Origin of the sequence: Paraburkholderia sp. RL17-368-BIF-A (genome assembly GCF_046054045.1) — a bacterium.
Taxonomy (GTDB): domain Bacteria; phylum Pseudomonadota; class Gammaproteobacteria; order Burkholderiales; family Burkholderiaceae; genus Paraburkholderia; species Paraburkholderia graminis.
The window spans coordinates 311,884-329,144 of record NZ_JARESN010000004.1 but is presented as its reverse complement, the minus strand read 5'-3'; the positions used below and the strand labels follow the sequence as shown (position 1 = coordinate 329,144).

Sequence of the window (17,261 nt, the reverse complement as noted above, 5' to 3'; positions counted from 1 at the left end):
CCTCAACGAATGTCCGCAGAAGAATTGGTCGCGGACTGAATCTGTCCAATGTGCCAGCGTCAGCTTCGGCCGACGAGCAAGAATTGGGGATACGGCAGCTTTCTGAGTTAAGCAGTCACTTGAACGTCAGATTTCGGAAACGGTGACAGCCCGCTTCTGGCCGAACCCGGTCGGACGGCTACCGGCTCAAGTCGACCCAATTCAGCCCGTCGGCCCGGCGTAATTTAAATGGCCGCTCCGAAATGCATTTCTCCGCTGGGACAGATTTGCCGACCACCATTTGTTCGACCAGTTTGCAGGTTCGCCATCGCCCGAAAGAACTGCTTCGAACGATCGCTTTCGAGAGAATCGCACAAATGTGCGCATGCTACCGCCGGCCGGTCAACCTGACGACGCCTCCCTTACACGCTAGTCCGCTCAACCTCATACTGAGGTTTGCGGAAAATGAAGATGCCAAAAAAAGAGCATTAATTCATCTCTCGCCGAACAGACTCTTCCAAACCTCTCCGTAACGACTTTTGTCGAGTCCTTTGCCGATGTTGTCCATTCCACGTACAACGATGTAAAGCCCACCAAGAACCTGAAAAGCACCCGCAATGGTTAGCAGATTGACATCGGTAATACGCGACAAAGCTTCATAGGCGGCATAGACGCCCGCCAGCACCTCGGCGACTCCATACGTGAGTCGAAATCGCTGTCGAATGGCGAAAAGTAAGACACCGGCAACTAACGGCGCGACTACAGCCAGACCAACGACGAGGTATGGCTTCGGTAGTCCAACGCGCGTTAGGAACTCGGTCAACTGAACTAGCGCTGCAAATATTGACGCTCCTGCAGCGACGGAACTCACAATGCGCTGGCGTTGCGAAGAAGTTAGCTTGTCTGCGGACCGTCTCACCTCAGCGACGTCCGGCTGCTCAACAAGTCGTGCTACAAGTTGCTTCACATCAATGGTCGATACGCCCAAGGAAGGCATATAGGCCATAAGCTCCTTATCATTTGTCACGACATAAACGTCGGCAAACTGTCCTTGCTCTTCCGTTCGCTCCCGTGCCAACTCCGCTATCTCAATGTCTCCCCGGGACAAATCCAACGTCGTTGTTGTGAGGAGACTTTGTGATCGTGGTCGCGCTGCGAGCTCTGCTCCGTGGTTTTGTGCAAGCTGCAAGGCAAGAAGCGCCTGGTCCCGCAAGGAACCTGAAAAGTACTTCGTGAGTTCGCCAAGTATTGCTTGGGGGATCACAAATTTGACGGTGTCGCTTGCCTTCGCCAGCACCTCCGGAGCCTGCACGATTGCCGACGTGTCGAGTATGTATATTTCCTGTTTGGCTTCCAATTGCTTGCCTGATCTGAGGTCATCCAGCACCTGTATACGGCAACTGCAAAGAAAACGTTAGGGGCACGGAAAGAAATACGATCGGCTGTTACTGCCACTCTCGAGTGGCAGAACGGGCGTTTAGCCCTCTTGGCAAGAGTCCGAGCAAACGTCGCTTCCTGGCCGGGAGCAGCCAAATCGTCATCCGTTCGCGACACAAATTCTTAGCGGGGTCGTCCGACGCCGCGGGGAAGGAATTGGTGGCTCCGGTAAGTGGACTGAGATGGATCGAGTAGGAACAAATCTGGTTACACAGCCGTTACACGCCCCGCAGAAACACAAAAGGATTACAGGTAAATCACCTGTAACCCTTTGATATTCCTTGGTGGAGAGGAGGAGGATCGAACTCCCGACCTTCGCATTGCGAACGCGACGCTCTCCCAGCTGAGCTACCCCCCCACTATCGAGACAATTCTAGCACAGCCCTTTTCGGTTTTGCCAAGCCACAACGGGCCACAAAACCTCACTTCGACGGCGCCCCAGCAAGCACCCAACCAACCACCGTACGGACGTCCGCATCGCTCATCGACTGATGCGCGGGCATCGGAATCATGCCCCACACGCCCGAGCCGCCGTCCTTCACTTTGCGCGCCAATTTTCCGGCCGCCTGCGCATCGCCCTTGTACCGGGCGGCGATCTGCTGGAACGACGGGCCGACCAGCTTGCGATCCACCGCATGGCAGCCCATGCACGCATTCGCATTAGCGACACGCTGACCAGCGGGTACATCGGCGGCAAACGCTTGAGATGCAAACATAAGCGCCGCCGAGCCCGCCATCAACGCCATAAAAACACCGCCAACCCCACGCATCACTGCGGCGCCTTCGGATTGCCCGGATGCACCGCGTTCGAATTCGTGACCGGCGCCGGCGCCTGCTGCTCAAGCGGCCGCGCGCTCACCGACGAATCCGGAATCGCGCCCACCGTCGCCGCGCTCGCGTCGGGCTGCGACGCGGCGACCGGAGCCGTTGCCGCAGCAGCGGCCGCCGCAGCGGCTTCCTGCGGCTGGATGTACTGGAACACCTTCACGACCTGCGTCACGCCCGGCACCCGGCTCGCGACGTCCGCGCCGCGATTGCCTTCATCCATCGTGACGAGGCCCATCAGATACACCGAACCGCGCTCGGCCACGACCTTGAAATCGTTCGCCGAAATATCCTTCTCGGCGATCAGCGCCGTTTTCACGCGCGTCTCGAGATACGTGTCGTTCGTGCGCGACGAGAACGAACTCGCGGGCATGATCGCCAGTTCGTTGACGATCGTATTCACGTTCTTCAGTCCGCGCACGATGCTCTCTGCGCGCTGCTTCGACGCGTCCCCCGCGACTTCGCCGGTCAGCAGCACGCGGCGATTGAACACCGTCACGTTGACGTGCGCCGAGTCCGGCAGGTTCTGGCTCGTCTGCGAAAGCGCCTTCACCTGAATCTCGCGGTCTTCGGTCTGCGCGCCGAGCGTGCGCCGGTCGGTAGCCATCAACGCGCCGCCGCCCGCCGCGCCCGCAACGGCGAGAAAGCAACCCTGCAACGTCGCGGACAACCCCGCCGCAAAACCCACCACCAGCACGGTTCTCACCAGTGTCTTCTTGACGCGGAATACGCTCATCAACTAGCTCTCCTTCGGATCGTTCTCAGTCTTCGCCCAGCAACATGGCATCGATGCCGTCGCACAGACAATGGATGGTCAGCAAATGCACTTCCTGGATACGCGCGGTGCGATCCGACGGCACGCACACGTGGATGTCGGTATCGCTCAGTATTTCCTGCATGCGTCCGCCGCCTTTTCCGCTCAGCGCGACGACGATCATTTCGCGCTCATGCGCAGCTTCGATCGCGGCGATCACATTCGCGGAATTGCCGGACGTGCTGATCGCGAGCAACACATCGCCCGGCTGTCCGAGCGCCCATACCTGCTTCGAGAAAATCTGCTCGAACGAGTAGTCGTTGGCGATCGCGGTAAGCACGGACGTATCGGTGCTGAGCGCGACGGCCGGCAAGCCGGGCCGCTCGCGCTCGAAGCGGCCGATCAGTTCCGCGGCGAAATGTTGCGCGTCGGCAGCCGAGCCGCCATTGCCGCAAGAAAGAATGCGATTGCCGTTGGCAAGCGCGGCGAACATCGTGTCGATCGCTGCAGCGATCGGCATCGACAAGGTTTCCAGGGCTTCGAGTTTGACTGCCGCGCTATCGCGGAAGTGTTGTTGAATGCGTTCGACTGACATCGAGTCTCTATCTTCTACCGCGAGTGGGCCGCAATGCGCAGCCATGTTGTGAAGTCGTATGAATGAAGTCGTGCAGCCTGCCGTGCCGCTGCGGTGAACGTGCTGTGCAACGCGTGACGCGACATACGTGAATCCGAAGAACACCTCGCGAAATGCGCTGTACGGAGCACTGTTGTGCCGCACGTCGTCCGTCGCCCCGTAGCTCGCACGCGAGCGCAAGTTTATCGCACTAACACGCGTTGTCCGCGCATTGCATCAGACTTCGTCGGCGCGGAAAGCATCGCGCAGCCACACGAGCCGCCCCGCTTCGAAGGCAATCACGTCGAAGCGGCAAGCGGGCTGGGCGCCTTGCTGCGACACCTGCGTCGCGAGGTAATGCTGCGCGGCGCGCACGATTCGCTGCCGCTTCTGCCACCCGATGCTCGCCGCGGCGCCGCCATACTTGCGTTGAGCGCGCGCCCGGACTTCGACGAAGACCAGTGCGCCATCGCGCTCGCGCATGACCAGATCGATTTCGCCGCCGCGGCACGACACATTGCGCGCGACCAACCGCAAACGCTGGCGCTGCAGAAACTCCTGCGCGCGTGCTTCGAAAGCGGCGCCGACGAGCTTGGACCCGGCTTGTGTGGAAAAGTTGTGAGGCATGGCTCCGTACGCTTTCGGCCTAGGCTCGTGCTCGGGCTCGGGCTCCTGCTTCGAGCGAGACGCGCTCCGAGCACGCACGCCGCCAGGACCTGGTGCCCCTGCGTGGCACAATGACGGCCTCATTCCGTCCGTCTGCGTTTTCTGCCTCATGACTTCTCTCTCCGAACTCGCGCAAGGACAGCAGTACCCTGCCGCCGCGCTGTATGTGGTGGCCACGCCGATCGGCAACGTCGCCGACATCACGCTGCGCGCGCTGCATGTGCTAGGTCTTGTCGACCGCATCGCCGCGGAAGACACACGCAACACCGGTCAGTTGCTCGCGCGTTATGGCATCTCGAAGCCGCTGATCGCGGTGCATCAGCACAACGAGCGAGCCGCGGCGCAACGCATCGTCGAACATTTGCAGGCGGGCGAGCGCGTGGCCTATGTGTCCGACGCAGGCACGCCCGGCATCTCGGACCCGGGCGCGAAACTCGTCGATGCAGCGCGCGAAGCGGGCTTTGCGGTCGTTCCGCTGCCGGGCGCAAGCGCGCTTGCAACCGCGCTGAGCGCGGCGGGCGACTGGGTCGCGACGTTCTCGTTCCTCGGTTTTCTTCCGCCGAAAGCCAAAGCGCGCGCCGCCACACTTCAGGGGCTCGCCCATCATCCGCATGCGCTGGTCTTCTACGAAGCGCCGCATCGCATCGTCGAAACGGTGCAGGCGCTCGCCGATGCGTTGGGCGGCGAGCGCAAGCTGCTGATCGCGCGCGAACTGACGAAGTTACACGAAGCGCTGCATTGCGGCACCCTGGCCGAAGGGCCAACGTGGCTCGCCGCCGATCCGAACCGGCAACGCGGGGAATTCGTACTTGTGGTGGAAGGCGCGCAGCAGGAAGCGGCCGGCGAACACGATCACGATGCGTTGCTCGAAACGCTGCTGGAGGAATTGACGGTGAGCAGCGCGGCCAAAATAGCGGCGACGATCACCGGCGCGTCGCGCAACGCGTTGTACACGCGCGCGCTCGAGCTCAAGAAAGAAGAGGACTGACGCGCGAACCGGCCAGGCCGCAAGCGCAGCAGGAGACATCGCAAAACAAAAGGGCCGCTCATATCGATGAGCGGCCCTTCTTGCATTTACACACAGCAGCATGGCTGTTCGTCATGCCCGGCAGCGCCCAAAGCGCCGCCGCAAAATCATTTCTGCGCCGTCGATCCGGAGTTCGATGCCAGCGTTTCGTCGCGTGCGGCGCGCGCTTCTTCCTGCGTCAAACCTTCGATCTTCACGCGCGCCGTGCCGGCGTGGCGCATATCGAGTACGTTTGCGGCCGCCATCGACAGATCGATCACCCGGCCGCGCGCATACGGACCGCGGTCGTTGATTCGCACGACGACCGAGCGCGACGTGGCGGGATTCGTCACGCGCACATACGAGCCGAGGGGCAGCGTGCGATGCGCGGCAGTCAGCGCGTGCATGTCGTAACGTTCGCCATTCGCGGTGCGGCGGCCGTGGAAACCGCGGCCGTACCAGGAGGCGCGGCCGATCTGATGAAAGTCCGACACGTCGGTGCCGTCATCGGTGAGCGGTTTGGCGTCGGCCAGCGACGAGCCCTGGACGGCGACGTCCGAGGCCGGCGCGCTGCCGTAGGCTTGCGGTCCGAAGGACGCTGCTTGCGCGTTTTTTGTGCGGAGCGGCACAGCGTTTGCAACGCTGTTGTCGGCCCCCGGCGGCGTGGCGCAACCGGCCAGCACAAAAAAGGCGAAAAGAGTCCCCAGACTACGGGATAACCGAGTTTTCATAAGACGTGCAATCACATTGTCGAGCCGCATCACGCGAAGTTGAGCGTGTTGCCTGCGACTCCGGCGGCAAAGGACGACAACGCGCCGCGCAGACGAGCGCAGTACGTCGAAGCCCGGATGCAGCTCACTGAGCCGCTACCGCACGGTTAATTTTCACGTCTGGCGCAACCTGTCCCCGGCAGCCTGACCAGACCCCACATGCCGCCATCGAACGTGGCAAACACGTTCTTGCGCGCGAAAGTTCAGCGCGCAGGAACGGCGGCGTAGGCCCCACCCAGCGTCACGACCGTTAAAGTCGTAGCAGGCGCGCGGCGCCTGGCTGGGCAAGACGTGTGCATCGAATGCATCGATACCTGATGGCCGTCATACCGCGACGGCCCTTACTTGAGTGGCGATCCGCGCGCCCATTTTTGATGGGGACGCATCGCCTTGTGGCAGCACGATTCCTCGTGCATGGGGTCCATTATACCCAAAACAGAAGTCTGCGTTGCTAAGCGACTGAAAACCTTGATGAATCTTCACCATTGCTGCAAGAATCGACAGCCAAAAGCCGCAGGCGCGGCGTTTGCGGGGAGGCGACAAGCCTCGGCGCGCGCCGGAAAGACGCCGGTACAATCAACGTTTTCACCGCGGCGCCGTCATCCATGAAAGTCACCTTGATCCCCGTTACGCCGTTCCAGCAAAACAGCTCGCTGCTCGTTTGCGAGGCGACCGGACGCGCGGCCGTCGTCGATCCGGGCGGCGACCTCGACGTCATTCAAGGCGAGATCGCGCGGCAGAAGGTGAGCGTCGAAAAAGTGCTGCTGACGCATGGTCATATCGACCACTGCGCCGGCGCGAAAACGCTGGCCACGCATTACGGCGTGCCGATCGAAGGCCCACATCCGGACGAACGTTTCTGGCTCGACAAGCTGCCGGATCAGAGCACGCGCTTCGGCTTTCCGGCTGCGCAGGCGTTCGAGCCCGACCGTTGGCTCGACGACGGCGACACCGTGCAGTTCGGCGATGAAACGCTCGAGGTCTATCACTGCCCGGGCCACACGCCGGGCCACGTCGTGTTCTTCAGCCGCGCGCATCGGCTCGCGCTGGTCGGCGACGTGCTGTTCGCGGGCTCCATCGGCCGCACGGATTTTCCGCGCGGCAACCACGCCGATCTGATCCGCTCGATCCGCGAAAAACTCTGGCCGCTCGGCGACGACGTCACGTTCGTGCCGGGCCACGGTCCCACGTCGACGTTCGGCGCGGAGCGTCGCAGCAATCCCTATGTCGCCGACGGAGTCGCCGCATGAGCAGCGAAATCTATGTCAGTACCGACGTCGAAGCGGACGGCCCGATTCCCGGCCCGCATTCCATGCTGAGTTTCGCCTCGGCCGCCTACACGGAAGACAAGCAGCTGATCGCCACGTTCTCCGCCAATCTGGAATTGCTCGACGGCGCGGCGCCCCATCCGGTGCAGGAAGCGTGGTGGAAGACGCAGCCCGAGGCGTGGGCGGCCTGCCGTACCGACTTGCAGCGTCCGGACGCGGCGCTCGCGGCCTACGTCGACTGGGTCGAGGCGCTGCCGGGCAAGCCGGTGTTCGTCGCCATGCCTGCGGGCTTCGACTTTACGTACATGTTCTGGTACATGATGCGCTTTGTCGGCCGCTGCCCGTTTTCGTGGTCGGCGCTCGACATCAAGACGCTTGCCTTCGCGATGACCGGCCTGCCGTATCGCAGGAACATCAAACCGCGCTTTCCGAAACACTGGTTCGACGAGCATCCGCACACGCACGTCGCGCTCGATGACGCCATCGAACAGGGCGCGCTTTTCTGCAACATGCTGAAGGATCTGCGCACGATGCAGGCCGCCAGCCTTGCGTCGGCGCAAGAAGGGGACGCCTCAGGACAAAATCCCGCTGAGGAACCGGCAAATTAGGTAATCTCCCTCGCTGGAGGCGTTTTGCATTGCGTTTCGTTTTCGCGCCCTCTACCATGCGGTGATACGGCGACGCAAACGGAGGCGCAGTTGACACTCGATACGTTCTCTCAAAAAATTCTGCGCCTTTTGCAGTTGGATGCACGCCGTTCGGTGCAGGAAATATCCGATCAGGTCGGCCTGTCGAGCACGCCATGCTGGCGGCGCATCAAGGACATGGAGCAGTCGGGCGTGATCCAGCGCTACACCGCGCTGCTGGATCGCGAAAAACTGGGGCTGCACGTGTGCGCGCTCGCGCACATTCACCTCACGCGTCACACCGAAGGCGGCGTCGAACAGTTCGAGCGGGAGATCGCCACCTGCCCCGAAGTCACCGAGTGCTACAGCACGACCGGCGAATCCGATTACATCCTCAAGATCGTCGCGCCGGACATCAAGGCGTACGACACGTTTCTGCACGAACGCATCTTCAAGATTCCCGCGGTGGCGCAAGTGCGCACGAGCGTCGTGCTGCGCGAGATCAAGTTCGATACGCAGTTGCCGCTTTGAGGGGGTGGCGTGTTTTGGCGCACTTCGATGCGCTTTGATGCGCTTCGCTTCGATGGGGTTTGATGCGCGTCGGTGTGCGAGAGGTGCACGTGCGATGCGCCTGATGGTCCGCAATCCGCCGATGATGCGCCGGCGAGCCGCCGCAATCCGTCAAGAGCGCCGTTCGGCATGGCGACGCGGCCCGCCGCGCGTTGCGTTGCTCTCAAGCCTCAGTTAGTGCCGTGCGGCACTGTGGTACGGCGACGACCATGGCCCGTAGCGCCCGCCTGCGTGGACGAACCGCTTTGCGTCGACGGCGTGCTCACCTCGCGTAACACCTCCAGCTTGCGCGCACCGAGCCGGCGCTTGAGCGCGGCGAGATCCACGCGCTGGAGCCCCTCTGCGTCGCCCTTGCCGGACCCATGCGAAGGCAGCACCGGCAGCACGACTTCGACGTCGAGCCCCGTGCTCAGATAATGAATGTTGACTGCGGCCGCCTTCACGCCGCCCGCGGCCAATGCCGCGTTGACGTCCGCGACGATCCGCTCGCGCGGCGGCAAACCGACGGGCGGATGCGCGACGGCATCGTTCTCGGGATCGACGTGAATCAGCGCGTCCAGCACGCGGCTGTCGTTCAGCACGCGCAGGCGCGCAGTCTCCGCGATGTAGTGCCCCTCGGAAACCGAGATGAGCGGATCGACCAGAATATGCGCGTCGACAAGCGCGAAATCTCCCATTTTGCGCGTGCGCAATTCGTGGACGTCGCGCACGCCGGGCGTGGACAGCAGCAGCGCGCGCATGTCGGCGGTGGCGGCGTCGTCGAGTGCGCGGTCGGACAGATCCTGCAGCGCGTCCCATCCGAACATCCAGCCCATGCGCGCCACCATGAAACCGACGATCGCCGCCGCGATCGGATCGAGCAGCCGCACGCCCGCAAGGCTGCCGAGAATACCGAGCGCAACCACCAGCGACGACGCCGCGTCCGAGCGCGCATGCCACGCATTCGCGATCAGCATGGCCGAACGCACGCGCTGAGCTTCCCGCAGCATGTAGCGAAACAGTCCCTCTTTGGAGACGAGGACGAGCACGGCCACGATAAGCGCGCTCAGATGAACGGCGGGGATGCTCTCGAGATCGGCGAGACGCGTACCGGCACGCCATAACATGCCGAAGCCGACCGCAATCAGCAGCGCGCCGAGAAAGAGCGATGCGACCGTTTCGTAACGGCTATGGCCGTAATTGTGATCGGCATCCGGCTTTGCGCCGCTGTGCCGATTGGCAAACAGCACGACAAAATCGGAAATGAGGTCGGCGAGAGAGTGGATGCCGTCAGCCACCAATGCCTGCGAGTGCGCGAACACACCGACGGCGATTTGCAGCGCCATCAATACCGTATTCAGCGCAATACTGACAAACGTACTTTTGCGCGCGACGCGGTGTTTTTCAGCGGACTCAATGGCGGCGGAAGGCATCATGGAAGCGGTGGGTGTTCAACCTCTCCATTCTACCCGTCCGGTCTTAAGAATGAGCGCCCACGCCAACAAACATCTTTTAGAATCAATCGCTTATGAAAACGAAAAGCATTCGCATTCGAATTGCGCGAAGCGGCAGTGCGCGTGGCACACACACGATTTGAACGGACGACAAAAAAGCCGCGCCTGGAAACTGCGCGGCCTTAGTGAATGAGTCCAGCGCACTCGCGACGCGAGCCTCATTCGTATTACGTTAATGCTACACATGCGAGAGGCATTACACCTGATTAATTCCGGGCAAGCACTCAGTAAGCCTGGCGCCTGATTACTTCTGAATGAGAAACTTGTCGCGATCCATGCCCGCAATCCAGCGCGGCGGTTTGCCGCGGCCCGACCACGTGCTGCCGCTTTCCGGGTCACGATATTTAGGCGCAACGCCGGCACGCGGACGAGCGGCTTTTGCACCCTTGGGCGCGCGCCCGCCGCCGAGTTCGCTCAGCGAAATGCCGTAGTCGGCCATTTTCTGTTTGATTTCGTTCAGCACTTCCGCGTATTCGCGCGACTTCGCCTCTTCGATCTGCTTTTCCAGCTTCTCTCGCTGCGCGAGTAGTTCCTTGTAGGAAGACATAGGTTCCCTGGTGGTTTGGATTAACGACTGCCAGTCTTAAGCCGGCTTGCCCTTTGAAGGTGTTCATGCCTCGGAATTTGAACGCGAGATTAACACAAAATAGAAAGACTACAAACGCGTCCGCGTAAAACTAATACTTGTCCGTTTCAAAAACTTTCGCGGCGAGGCGCTGTCACGCGTCAGCTTTCATTTAGCCACTCCGCGTTTTTTGCAGACAAAGCGTCGCGCGAATCGGTAAATATGGGATTAATTATCAGCGCATGAAAATTAAGACAGTTTCCGCAAGCAAACATTTCATTGCATGAGAGCTTCGACATGAAATGTCGGCACATATTTGAAGCACTTTGGGCCTACCGTTTTCGGCGATAAGGTTTTCCCGAATAGGCAATAAACGCCTAATTGGCCCGCCGTCGAATGCAATCTTCTAGCGCCGCACGCAATGTTTCCATGTCCAGCTTCGCGCTTTCGAATGCGAAACGTTTGCGCAGACCGTTTTGCCGCAAATCGACGCCATATCTGTCGACGCCGATTAGCCGGTAGCCGCAGGCGTCGGACACTGCGTCGGCAAATTCGCCAATCAGCGCGTCTTCCTCGTCGTGCCCGAGCACCGGCAGCGGGTCGAGTTCATCGCCGCCGAGCCAGCCCATCGCGCCGAATCCGCCGATATAGCGCAGGCGGTCGAGCTTCATCGTCCAGAACGTGAAGTCGCCGAGGACAAGATAGCGCTCCGCGTCTGGGTGATAGCGCAGATAACGTGCGACAAGTTCGGGCGCCGGGTCGACCGGTTCGAAAGTGCCGAGCAACGTGACGCGCTGACCGTTGAGCACGTCGCCGTCCGGCGCATCGACGACGAGGAAGCCGGCACGCGGATCGGCGTGCAGGTTATGCGTGTGCTCGGCGAGCCGGCTCACCAGAATCGTCGGCCGATGCTGTTCATCAGGCGCAAACGGCAGCACCGACGGATAAGGGAAGCCTTCGGGCTGGCGCGCGTGCGTCGCCAGCGTGCCGACCGCGGCGGTATGCAACAGGTGCAATGGAGCTTGTGCGGGAATGTTCAAGTGCGTTCCTTTCGTCGATGAGCGAATTCTTGTCGTCCGTTGATGCGCGGATTGGCGTGACGTGCAATGCCGGCTGCCCGCCTATATATATTGCATGCACCTCGTGGATTCGCGGATTCGTGAGTCGCTGGGCGCTCACATCCGCGAACCATCTGCCAACGCGCGACGAATCCAGCAAAAGCGCAATTCCGTGGATTCAAGCATAAGACAGCGCCCTTCGTTAGAATCGGAAATTCGCTTTCAGTGCGCTTTCTTCCGCATCTTCCTCCTCACGAGACTCCCGTGTCCGATCGCTCCACCGACTTCGCCGCCATCCCCGCCGCTCACCGGAACCTGTCCGACACCGCGCGTCAGCGAGCGCGCATCGCGACGATGGCGCTGTTTTTCATCGCCGGCATGGTGTACGGCTCGTGGGGCGTGCATGTGCCGACCGTGCGCGACCGCTTCCACCTGAGTCCCGCCTTGCTGTCGCTCGCGCTCCTCGCGGTTGCCGGCGGCTCGATCGGCGCGATGGCCGCGAACGCGTCGTGGATTGCGCGCGTCGGCACGCGCCGCGCCTGCCTCACCGGCGGGCTCGTGATGTCGGTCTGCGTCGCGTTGATCCTCGTGGTGCCGTTCTACTGGATGCTGCTGGTCGTGCTGGCCCTATTCGGCGCGGGCATGGCCACGCTCGACGTCGCGATGAACGCCGAAGCGAGCGCCGTCGAAAAGGCGCTGCGCAAGCCGATCATGTCGTCGTTGCACGGCATGTTCAGCGTCGGCGGGATGGTCGGCGCGGCTGTCGGCGGCGCGCTGCTCGCGCATGGGATGGCGCCGGCCGTGCATCTCGGGTTGGCCGCGGCCGTCAGCGCGCTCGTGCTGATCGCGGCCTGCCCTTCCGTGTTGCCGCACGTGCCGCACGACGAACATCCTGACTCGGCGACGCCGCGTGCGAACCGCTGGCGCTCGCCCGCGTTGTGGGCGCTCGGCACGGTCGCGCTCGTCGCGCTGATCGCCGAGGGCGCGATGTACGACTGGGCGACCGTCTATATGCGCGATGTCGTCCTCTCTTCGCCGGCGGCCGCGAGCGCCGCGTATGCCGCGTTTTCGGGCGGCATGGCAGCCGCGCGTTTTGCCGGGGACGCGGTGCGCGCGCGCTTCGGCGCTCCGCAACTGGTGATGGCCAGCGCGACGCTTGCGCTCGCCGGCATGATCGGCGCGCTGTTGGTGCCGACGCCAGTCGCGGCGCTGACCGGCTTCACGCTGATGGGCTTGGGCCTCGCCAATATGATGCCGGTGCTGTTCGCGGCCGCCGCGAGCGTGAAAGGCATCCACGCTGCCGAAGGGCTGGCGCACGTCGCCGGGCTGGCTTACTTTGGGATGCTGTTTGGGCCGGTCCTGATCGGCGCGGTGGCGCAGGTGACGAATCTGTCGATCGGACTGTCCGTGGTCGCGGTGTGCTGCGCGCTGATTGCGATTGCGGGACCGAAGGTGCTGCAGCGGCTGAAGATTTAGCGGCTGCGGCGCCCTCGCCTGTTTCGTGGACTGGCGCGGAGGCGTCGGGTCGCGTTGGTTGCGATAGCCGTTACTCCTGTTAGAACGCAAGCAACGCGGGCAACGCGCCCGACGCACGCAACGCGACCAACACGGCTGACGCAAACCACCAACCGCCAACCCCACACCAAAAACAAAAGGCACGCGACCGAAGGTACGCGTGCCTTTTCCAATCATGCGATCACGGACAGCGCAAGCTGCCCGCACCCATGCGGTATTACATCTTCACCACGTCGAGCAGCGTCTTCTTGCCCGACTTGTAGTTGTACAGCGAGATCACGCCGTGCTTCAGATCGCCCTTCGAGTCGAAGGTCGTCTGGCCGATCACACCCTTGTAGTCGGTGTTCGGCATTGCAGCGAGGATCTTCGACGGATCGGTCGAGCCAGCGCGCTTCATTGCGTCGACGATGATGTACACAGCGTCATACGTGAACGGAGCGTAGATCTGGATCGGCTGACCGAAACGCTTCAGGTACTTCGCCTGGAACGCGGAACCGCCTTCCATCTTCTCGAGCGCCATGCCGGCTTCCGAGCAGACGATGTTGTCGGTTGCGTCGCCAGCGAGGTCCGACAGCTTGTCGGTACACACGCCGTCGCCTGCCAGCACCTTCGCGCGCAGGCCGAGCTGCTTGGCTTGCTTCGCGAACGGGCCGCCGGTGGCGTCCATGCCGCCGTACATGATCGCGTCCGGGTTTTCGCCCTTGATCTTCGTCAGAATCGCGCGGAAGTCGACAGCCTTGTCGTTCGTCGCGTCATGCGACATCACGTTCAGGCCCAGCGACTTTGCGGTCTTTTCGAATTCGTTCGCGAGACCCTGGCCGTAAGCGGTCGAGTCGTCGACGATCGCGACGCTCTTCACTTTCAGACCCTTGGCTGCGTAGTTAGCCAGTGCCGGACCTTGTTGCGCATCGGTCGCAACGACGCGGTACGTCGTCTTGAAACCTTGTTGCGTATAGGCCGGGTTCGTTGCCGACGGCGAGATCTGCACGATGCCTGCATCGCTATAGATCTTCGAAGCCGGAATCGACGTGCCCGAGTTCAGGTGGCCGACCACTGCCACAACCTTGTCGTCGACCAGCTTCTGCGCGACTTGCGTAGCAGTACGCGGGTCGGCTGCGTCGTCTTGTGCGTCGAGTTGCAGCGTGACTTTCTGGCCGCCGATCGTCAGGCCCTTCGCGTTGATTTCTTCAACCGCGAGGCGTGCGCCGTTTTCGTTGTCTTTCCCCAGGTGAGCGATACCGCCAGTCAGCGGTGCAACGTGACCGATCTTGACGACCGTGTCGGCTGCAGCCGATGTTGCCAACGTCGCGAACAGCATCGCCGCAGCGCTGATCGGCAACAGCTTTTGAATCTTGATGTTCATGTAAGTCTCCAGTTTCGGTCCCAAAAACAACGTAATCGCCCTGTGCCCCCGCTTCCCCAACACGTGTCGCTCAGTCCCGTGGACGACCACGCCGGTTGCATCGTTCATGCACTTGGCCAGTACGTCTGCCGGACTGTTTGTGACAGGCGGCAACCCGTACTTGCGCGCAAGTGTAGGCTATCAAATTAATTTGTGGGACTTTTTTGAGGAAGTGGGATGAACACTAATAGCGTTTATCCAGTGGCGCCGGCTTCCGGCTTGCGTCGCGGGCTGGAAAGCACCGGCCCATGCGGGTTTCCGCTATATGAGCAACGCATCGGCGAGTAAGCGCTAAAGGTTTTAGCGAGTCAAACCGTTAATGGTTCGAATGAGGCGGAATACGTCGAAATGGATTCGAGCGGCCGGCACTTTTTTTGAAAACGACGCGCGCCGCAAGCGGGGGCGGCACGCGTCCTGACTCGTCGCGGTTCAGCGTTTAAATCCAGCGACGAACGCCGCGATGCCGGCGCTCGCCGCACGCCATTCGTCGTCGAGTTGCGCCATCAGTTCGGCTGCGCCGAAGTCCTCGCGCCGCGAGCGGCCGAGCGGCGCACCTTGCCCCGACCACAGCGACAGATAATCGCCGTTCTGCGCGCGGCCGGCCGTCTGACGCAACTCCTGCGTCAATGCGTTCTGCACGGGATACGGCGCGATCTTCTGCGGCGCTTCGCTCAGGCGCTGCATCAGCGGATTGCGGATGCCGCGCGCGTGGCGGCCAGTGATCGCGTAGGTCACCGAAGTCGACGTGTCGGAAATCGAGCGCAGCCGGTCTTTCCATGCCTGCGGTATCGCGCTTTCGCGGGAAGTCAGGAACGCGGTGCCCATGACCGCGGCTTGCGCGCCGAGCGCGAGCGCGGCGACGATTCCCCGTCCGTCCATGATGCCGCCGGCGGCGAGCACGGGCAGTCCGGTTGCGTCGACGAGTTGCGGCACGAGCGCCATCGTGCCGACCAGCGCTTCTTCAAATGAACCGATGAACGTGCCGCGATGCGCGCCCGCCTCCGAACCCTGCGCGGCGATCGCATCGGCGCCCGCGTCGCGCCACGCGACGCCTTCCGCAACATGCGTCGCGGTGCCGATTACATATTGACCGTTCGCCTGCAGCCGCGCGACGTCTTCGCGTGACAGCAGCCCGAACGTGAAGCTGACCACCGGCACACGCGATTCGATCAGCGCCTCCAACTGCGCGCGAAAATCCGGCGCGTAGCGTTCGAGCGGCCGGCCCGGCGGCAAACCTAGGTCCGCGCGCACCGGGTCGATGGCTTCGAGCGCGCGGCGCACGGTGGCGTCGTCGGGCGCGGCAGGCTGCAGCACGAACAGATTGACGCCGAACGGGCGATCCGTCAGCGCGCGAATCGCCGCGACGTCGCTCGCGATTTTCTCCGGCGACAGCGCCGCACCGGCCAGCGTGCCGAGGCCGCCGCTATTCGATACCGCCGCGACCAGCTCGGGCGTCGTGGCGCCCGCCATCGGCGCCTGCACGACCGGCACACGCAAGCCAAAACGCTCGGCAAACGGCGTCACAAAACTGCCTTCACTCATGATCGATTCTCCTTCGCGCAATCCGCTCGCCATACCCGCGAGACCTTACCGTGGACTCTACCGGCGCGACGCGCAACAGGAAAATGAATAATCGAGAACGTTCGGATCGTCCAATGAGATTGCCTTGACGATGCCCGTCGAACGGGCTTTCGAAGGCTGTTCGCAAGGCTTTGCCGGGGGTGCCTGCACCGGCTTTCTTTTGGTGGCACACTGACCGCCCGCTTCAGGCATTCGCGCCTCTTGCATTCGTTTTGTCTCAACTCGCCCACTCAATTCATTCGCGCGACCGCGCGCGATTACGGAGGACACCATGAGCATCACTTCGCGATGGATCGACATTCCCGCCGGCAACGACACGTTCGGCGGCTATCTCGCGCTGCCCAAAAGCGGCAAGGGACCGGCTGTCATCATCATTCAGGAAATCTTCGGCGTGAACAGCCATATCCGCTCGGTCGCGGATCAATATGCGCAAGACGGCTACGTCGCGCTCGCACCCGACGTGTTCTGGCGCGTGCAGCCGCGCGTCGAGTTGACGTATGAAGGCGCGGACCGCGCGAAGGGCGTCGAACTGATGCAGAAGCTCGACGCAAACCAGGCCGCCGACGACATCGGCGCAACGGCCGCGGCCTTGCGCGCGATGCCCGAAGTCACCGGCAAGATCGCCGCGATCGGCTTCTGCTTCGGCGGACTGCTTGCATATTTGACGGCCGCGCGCGGCAGCGTCGACGCCGCGGTCGCCTATTACGGCGGCGGCATTCAGAACAAGCTCGACGAAGCCGCGAAGGTCAAGGTGCCGATGCAGTTTCACTACGGCGAACTCGACCAGCATATTCCGCTGTCGGCCGTCGGTCAGATTCAGGAGCGCTTTGCCGGCCGCACCGATGCCGAGTTCCACATCTATCCGAACGCGGATCACGGCTTCAACTGTTCGGACCGTGCGTCGTACAACCAGCGCGCCGCCGCGCTCGCGCATGGCCGCACGCTGACGTTCCTCGGCGAGCGGCTGTAAGTCGGGCAAGTGACGCAAGTCACGCACTGACGCGATAGGCTCGCCGCGGCGGCGCGCGAGTCGGTTACGCTTGAAGGGCGGCGCGCCCGCTCTTTTCGCGTCGATGCACGCGGCGGCAAATCACGGCGTAGCTGTGCCGCCGCGTCGCCGCTTGCGTGCATCG

Annotated in this window: 17 protein-coding genes and 1 tRNA gene; 6 read left to right on the top strand and 12 right to left on the bottom strand. The window is 62.3% G+C overall.

Annotated features, from left to right (window positions below):
• Nucleotides 1-472: 472 nt before the first annotated feature.
• The 6 genes from P0D87_RS09790 to P0D87_RS09765 all read right to left on the bottom strand — a co-directional run bounded on the left by P0D87_RS09790 (nt 473) and on the right by P0D87_RS09765 (nt 4,346).
• Nucleotides 473-1,336 carry a PIN domain-containing protein gene (locus tag P0D87_RS09790; RefSeq protein ID WP_408636799.1) on the bottom strand — a complete coding sequence of 288 codons (864 nt, stop codon included), beginning with the start codon at nt 1,334-1,336 and terminating at the stop codon, nt 473-475.
• Nucleotides 1,337-1,698: 362 nt separating this feature from the next.
• Nucleotides 1,699-1,774: transfer RNA gene (locus tag P0D87_RS09785), tRNA-Ala, on the bottom strand.
• A gap of 64 nt (nt 1,775-1,838) precedes the next feature.
• Nucleotides 1,839-2,132, bottom strand: a complete 294-nt coding sequence (locus P0D87_RS09780) for a c-type cytochrome (RefSeq protein WP_408282034.1) — start codon at nt 2,130-2,132, stop codon at nt 1,839-1,841.
• A gap of 53 nt (nt 2,133-2,185) precedes the next feature.
• On the bottom strand, nt 2,186-2,977 hold the full coding sequence (locus P0D87_RS09775; protein WP_053857394.1) for a BON domain-containing protein: 792 nt from the start codon (nt 2,975-2,977) through the stop codon (nt 2,186-2,188).
• A 25-nt stretch (nt 2,978-3,002) separates the two neighbouring features.
• Nucleotides 3,003-3,590 (bottom strand): phosphoheptose isomerase, encoded by a 588-nt coding sequence (locus P0D87_RS09770; RefSeq protein ID WP_006050468.1) that lies wholly within the window; start codon nt 3,588-3,590, stop codon nt 3,003-3,005.
• Between the two features lie 255 nt (nt 3,591-3,845).
• A complete protein-coding gene (locus P0D87_RS09765; RefSeq protein WP_053857393.1) occupies nt 3,846-4,346 on the bottom strand; it encodes a YraN family protein in 501 nt (166 codons plus the stop codon).
• Nucleotides 4,347-4,383: 37 nt separating this feature from the next.
• Here P0D87_RS09765 and rsmI point away from each other — a divergent pair, with 37 nt between their 5' ends.
• The gene (gene rsmI / locus P0D87_RS09760) at nt 4,384-5,262 is read left to right on the top strand and encodes a 16S rRNA (cytidine(1402)-2'-O)-methyltransferase (protein ID WP_053857392.1); all 879 of its coding nucleotides are present in this window, start codon (nt 4,384-4,386) and stop codon (nt 5,260-5,262) included.
• Nucleotides 5,263-5,408: 146 nt separating this feature from the next.
• Here the strand turns inward: rsmI and P0D87_RS09755 are convergent, their stop codons facing one another.
• Nucleotides 5,409-6,011: a septal ring lytic transglycosylase RlpA family protein gene (locus P0D87_RS09755; protein ID WP_374710149.1), complete on the bottom strand. Its 603-nt coding sequence runs from the start codon at nt 6,009-6,011 to the stop codon at nt 5,409-5,411.
• A 644-nt stretch (nt 6,012-6,655) separates the two neighbouring features.
• Here P0D87_RS09755 and P0D87_RS09750 point away from each other — a divergent pair.
• From P0D87_RS09750 to P0D87_RS09740, 3 genes are all read left to right on the top strand, one after another.
• On the top strand, nt 6,656-7,300 hold the full coding sequence (locus tag P0D87_RS09750; RefSeq protein ID WP_053858941.1) for an MBL fold metallo-hydrolase: 645 nt from the start codon (nt 6,656-6,658) through the stop codon (nt 7,298-7,300).
• Complete coding sequence (locus tag P0D87_RS09745; protein ID WP_029969510.1) at nt 7,297-7,926, top strand: 3'-5' exonuclease family protein; 630 nt, start codon at nt 7,297-7,299, stop codon at nt 7,924-7,926. The genes P0D87_RS09750 and P0D87_RS09745 overlap by 4 nt, the downstream gene beginning before the upstream one ends.
• A 90-nt stretch (nt 7,927-8,016) precedes the next feature.
• Nucleotides 8,017-8,475, top strand: a complete 459-nt coding sequence (locus P0D87_RS09740) for an Lrp/AsnC family transcriptional regulator (protein ID WP_006050474.1) — start codon at nt 8,017-8,019, stop codon at nt 8,473-8,475.
• A gap of 209 nt (nt 8,476-8,684) precedes the next feature.
• Here P0D87_RS09740 and P0D87_RS09735 read toward each other — a convergent pair whose 3' ends face one another.
• The 3 genes from P0D87_RS09735 to P0D87_RS09725 form a co-directional block, all read right to left on the bottom strand.
• On the bottom strand, nt 8,685-9,926 hold the full coding sequence (locus P0D87_RS09735) for a cation diffusion facilitator family transporter (protein WP_053858940.1): 1,242 nt from the start codon (nt 9,924-9,926) through the stop codon (nt 8,685-8,687).
• A 325-nt stretch (nt 9,927-10,251) separates the two neighbouring features.
• Entirely contained in the window at nt 10,252-10,554 is a 303-nt protein-coding gene (locus tag P0D87_RS09730; protein WP_006050476.1) for an H-NS histone family protein, read from the bottom strand.
• Nucleotides 10,555-10,949: 395 nt separating this feature from the next.
• The gene (locus P0D87_RS09725; protein ID WP_053857391.1) at nt 10,950-11,612 is read right to left on the bottom strand and encodes a HugZ family pyridoxamine 5'-phosphate oxidase; all 663 of its coding nucleotides are present in this window, start codon (nt 11,610-11,612) and stop codon (nt 10,950-10,952) included.
• A 282-nt stretch (nt 11,613-11,894) separates the two neighbouring features.
• Here P0D87_RS09725 and P0D87_RS09720 point away from each other — a divergent pair, with 282 nt between their 5' ends.
• Complete coding sequence (locus P0D87_RS09720) at nt 11,895-13,106, top strand: MFS transporter (RefSeq protein WP_053857389.1); 1,212 nt, start codon at nt 11,895-11,897, stop codon at nt 13,104-13,106.
• Between the two features lie 256 nt (nt 13,107-13,362).
• Here P0D87_RS09720 and P0D87_RS09715 read toward each other — a convergent pair whose 3' ends face one another.
• Together P0D87_RS09715 and P0D87_RS09710 are read right to left on the bottom strand one after the other, a co-directional pair.
• Nucleotides 13,363-14,508 (bottom strand): branched-chain amino acid ABC transporter substrate-binding protein, encoded by a 1,146-nt coding sequence (locus P0D87_RS09715; RefSeq protein WP_006050479.1) that lies wholly within the window; start codon nt 14,506-14,508, stop codon nt 13,363-13,365.
• A gap of 468 nt (nt 14,509-14,976) precedes the next feature.
• Nucleotides 14,977-16,089, bottom strand: coding sequence for an NAD(P)H-dependent flavin oxidoreductase (locus P0D87_RS09710; protein WP_006050480.1), 1,113 nt, complete (start codon nt 16,087-16,089; stop codon nt 14,977-14,979).
• Nucleotides 16,090-16,399: 310 nt separating this feature from the next.
• Between P0D87_RS09710 and P0D87_RS09705 the strand changes: the two genes are divergently transcribed.
• Nucleotides 16,400-17,098 (top strand): dienelactone hydrolase family protein, encoded by a 699-nt coding sequence (locus P0D87_RS09705; RefSeq protein ID WP_006050482.1) that lies wholly within the window; start codon nt 16,400-16,402, stop codon nt 17,096-17,098.
• Nucleotides 17,099-17,261: the final 163 nt, after the last annotated feature.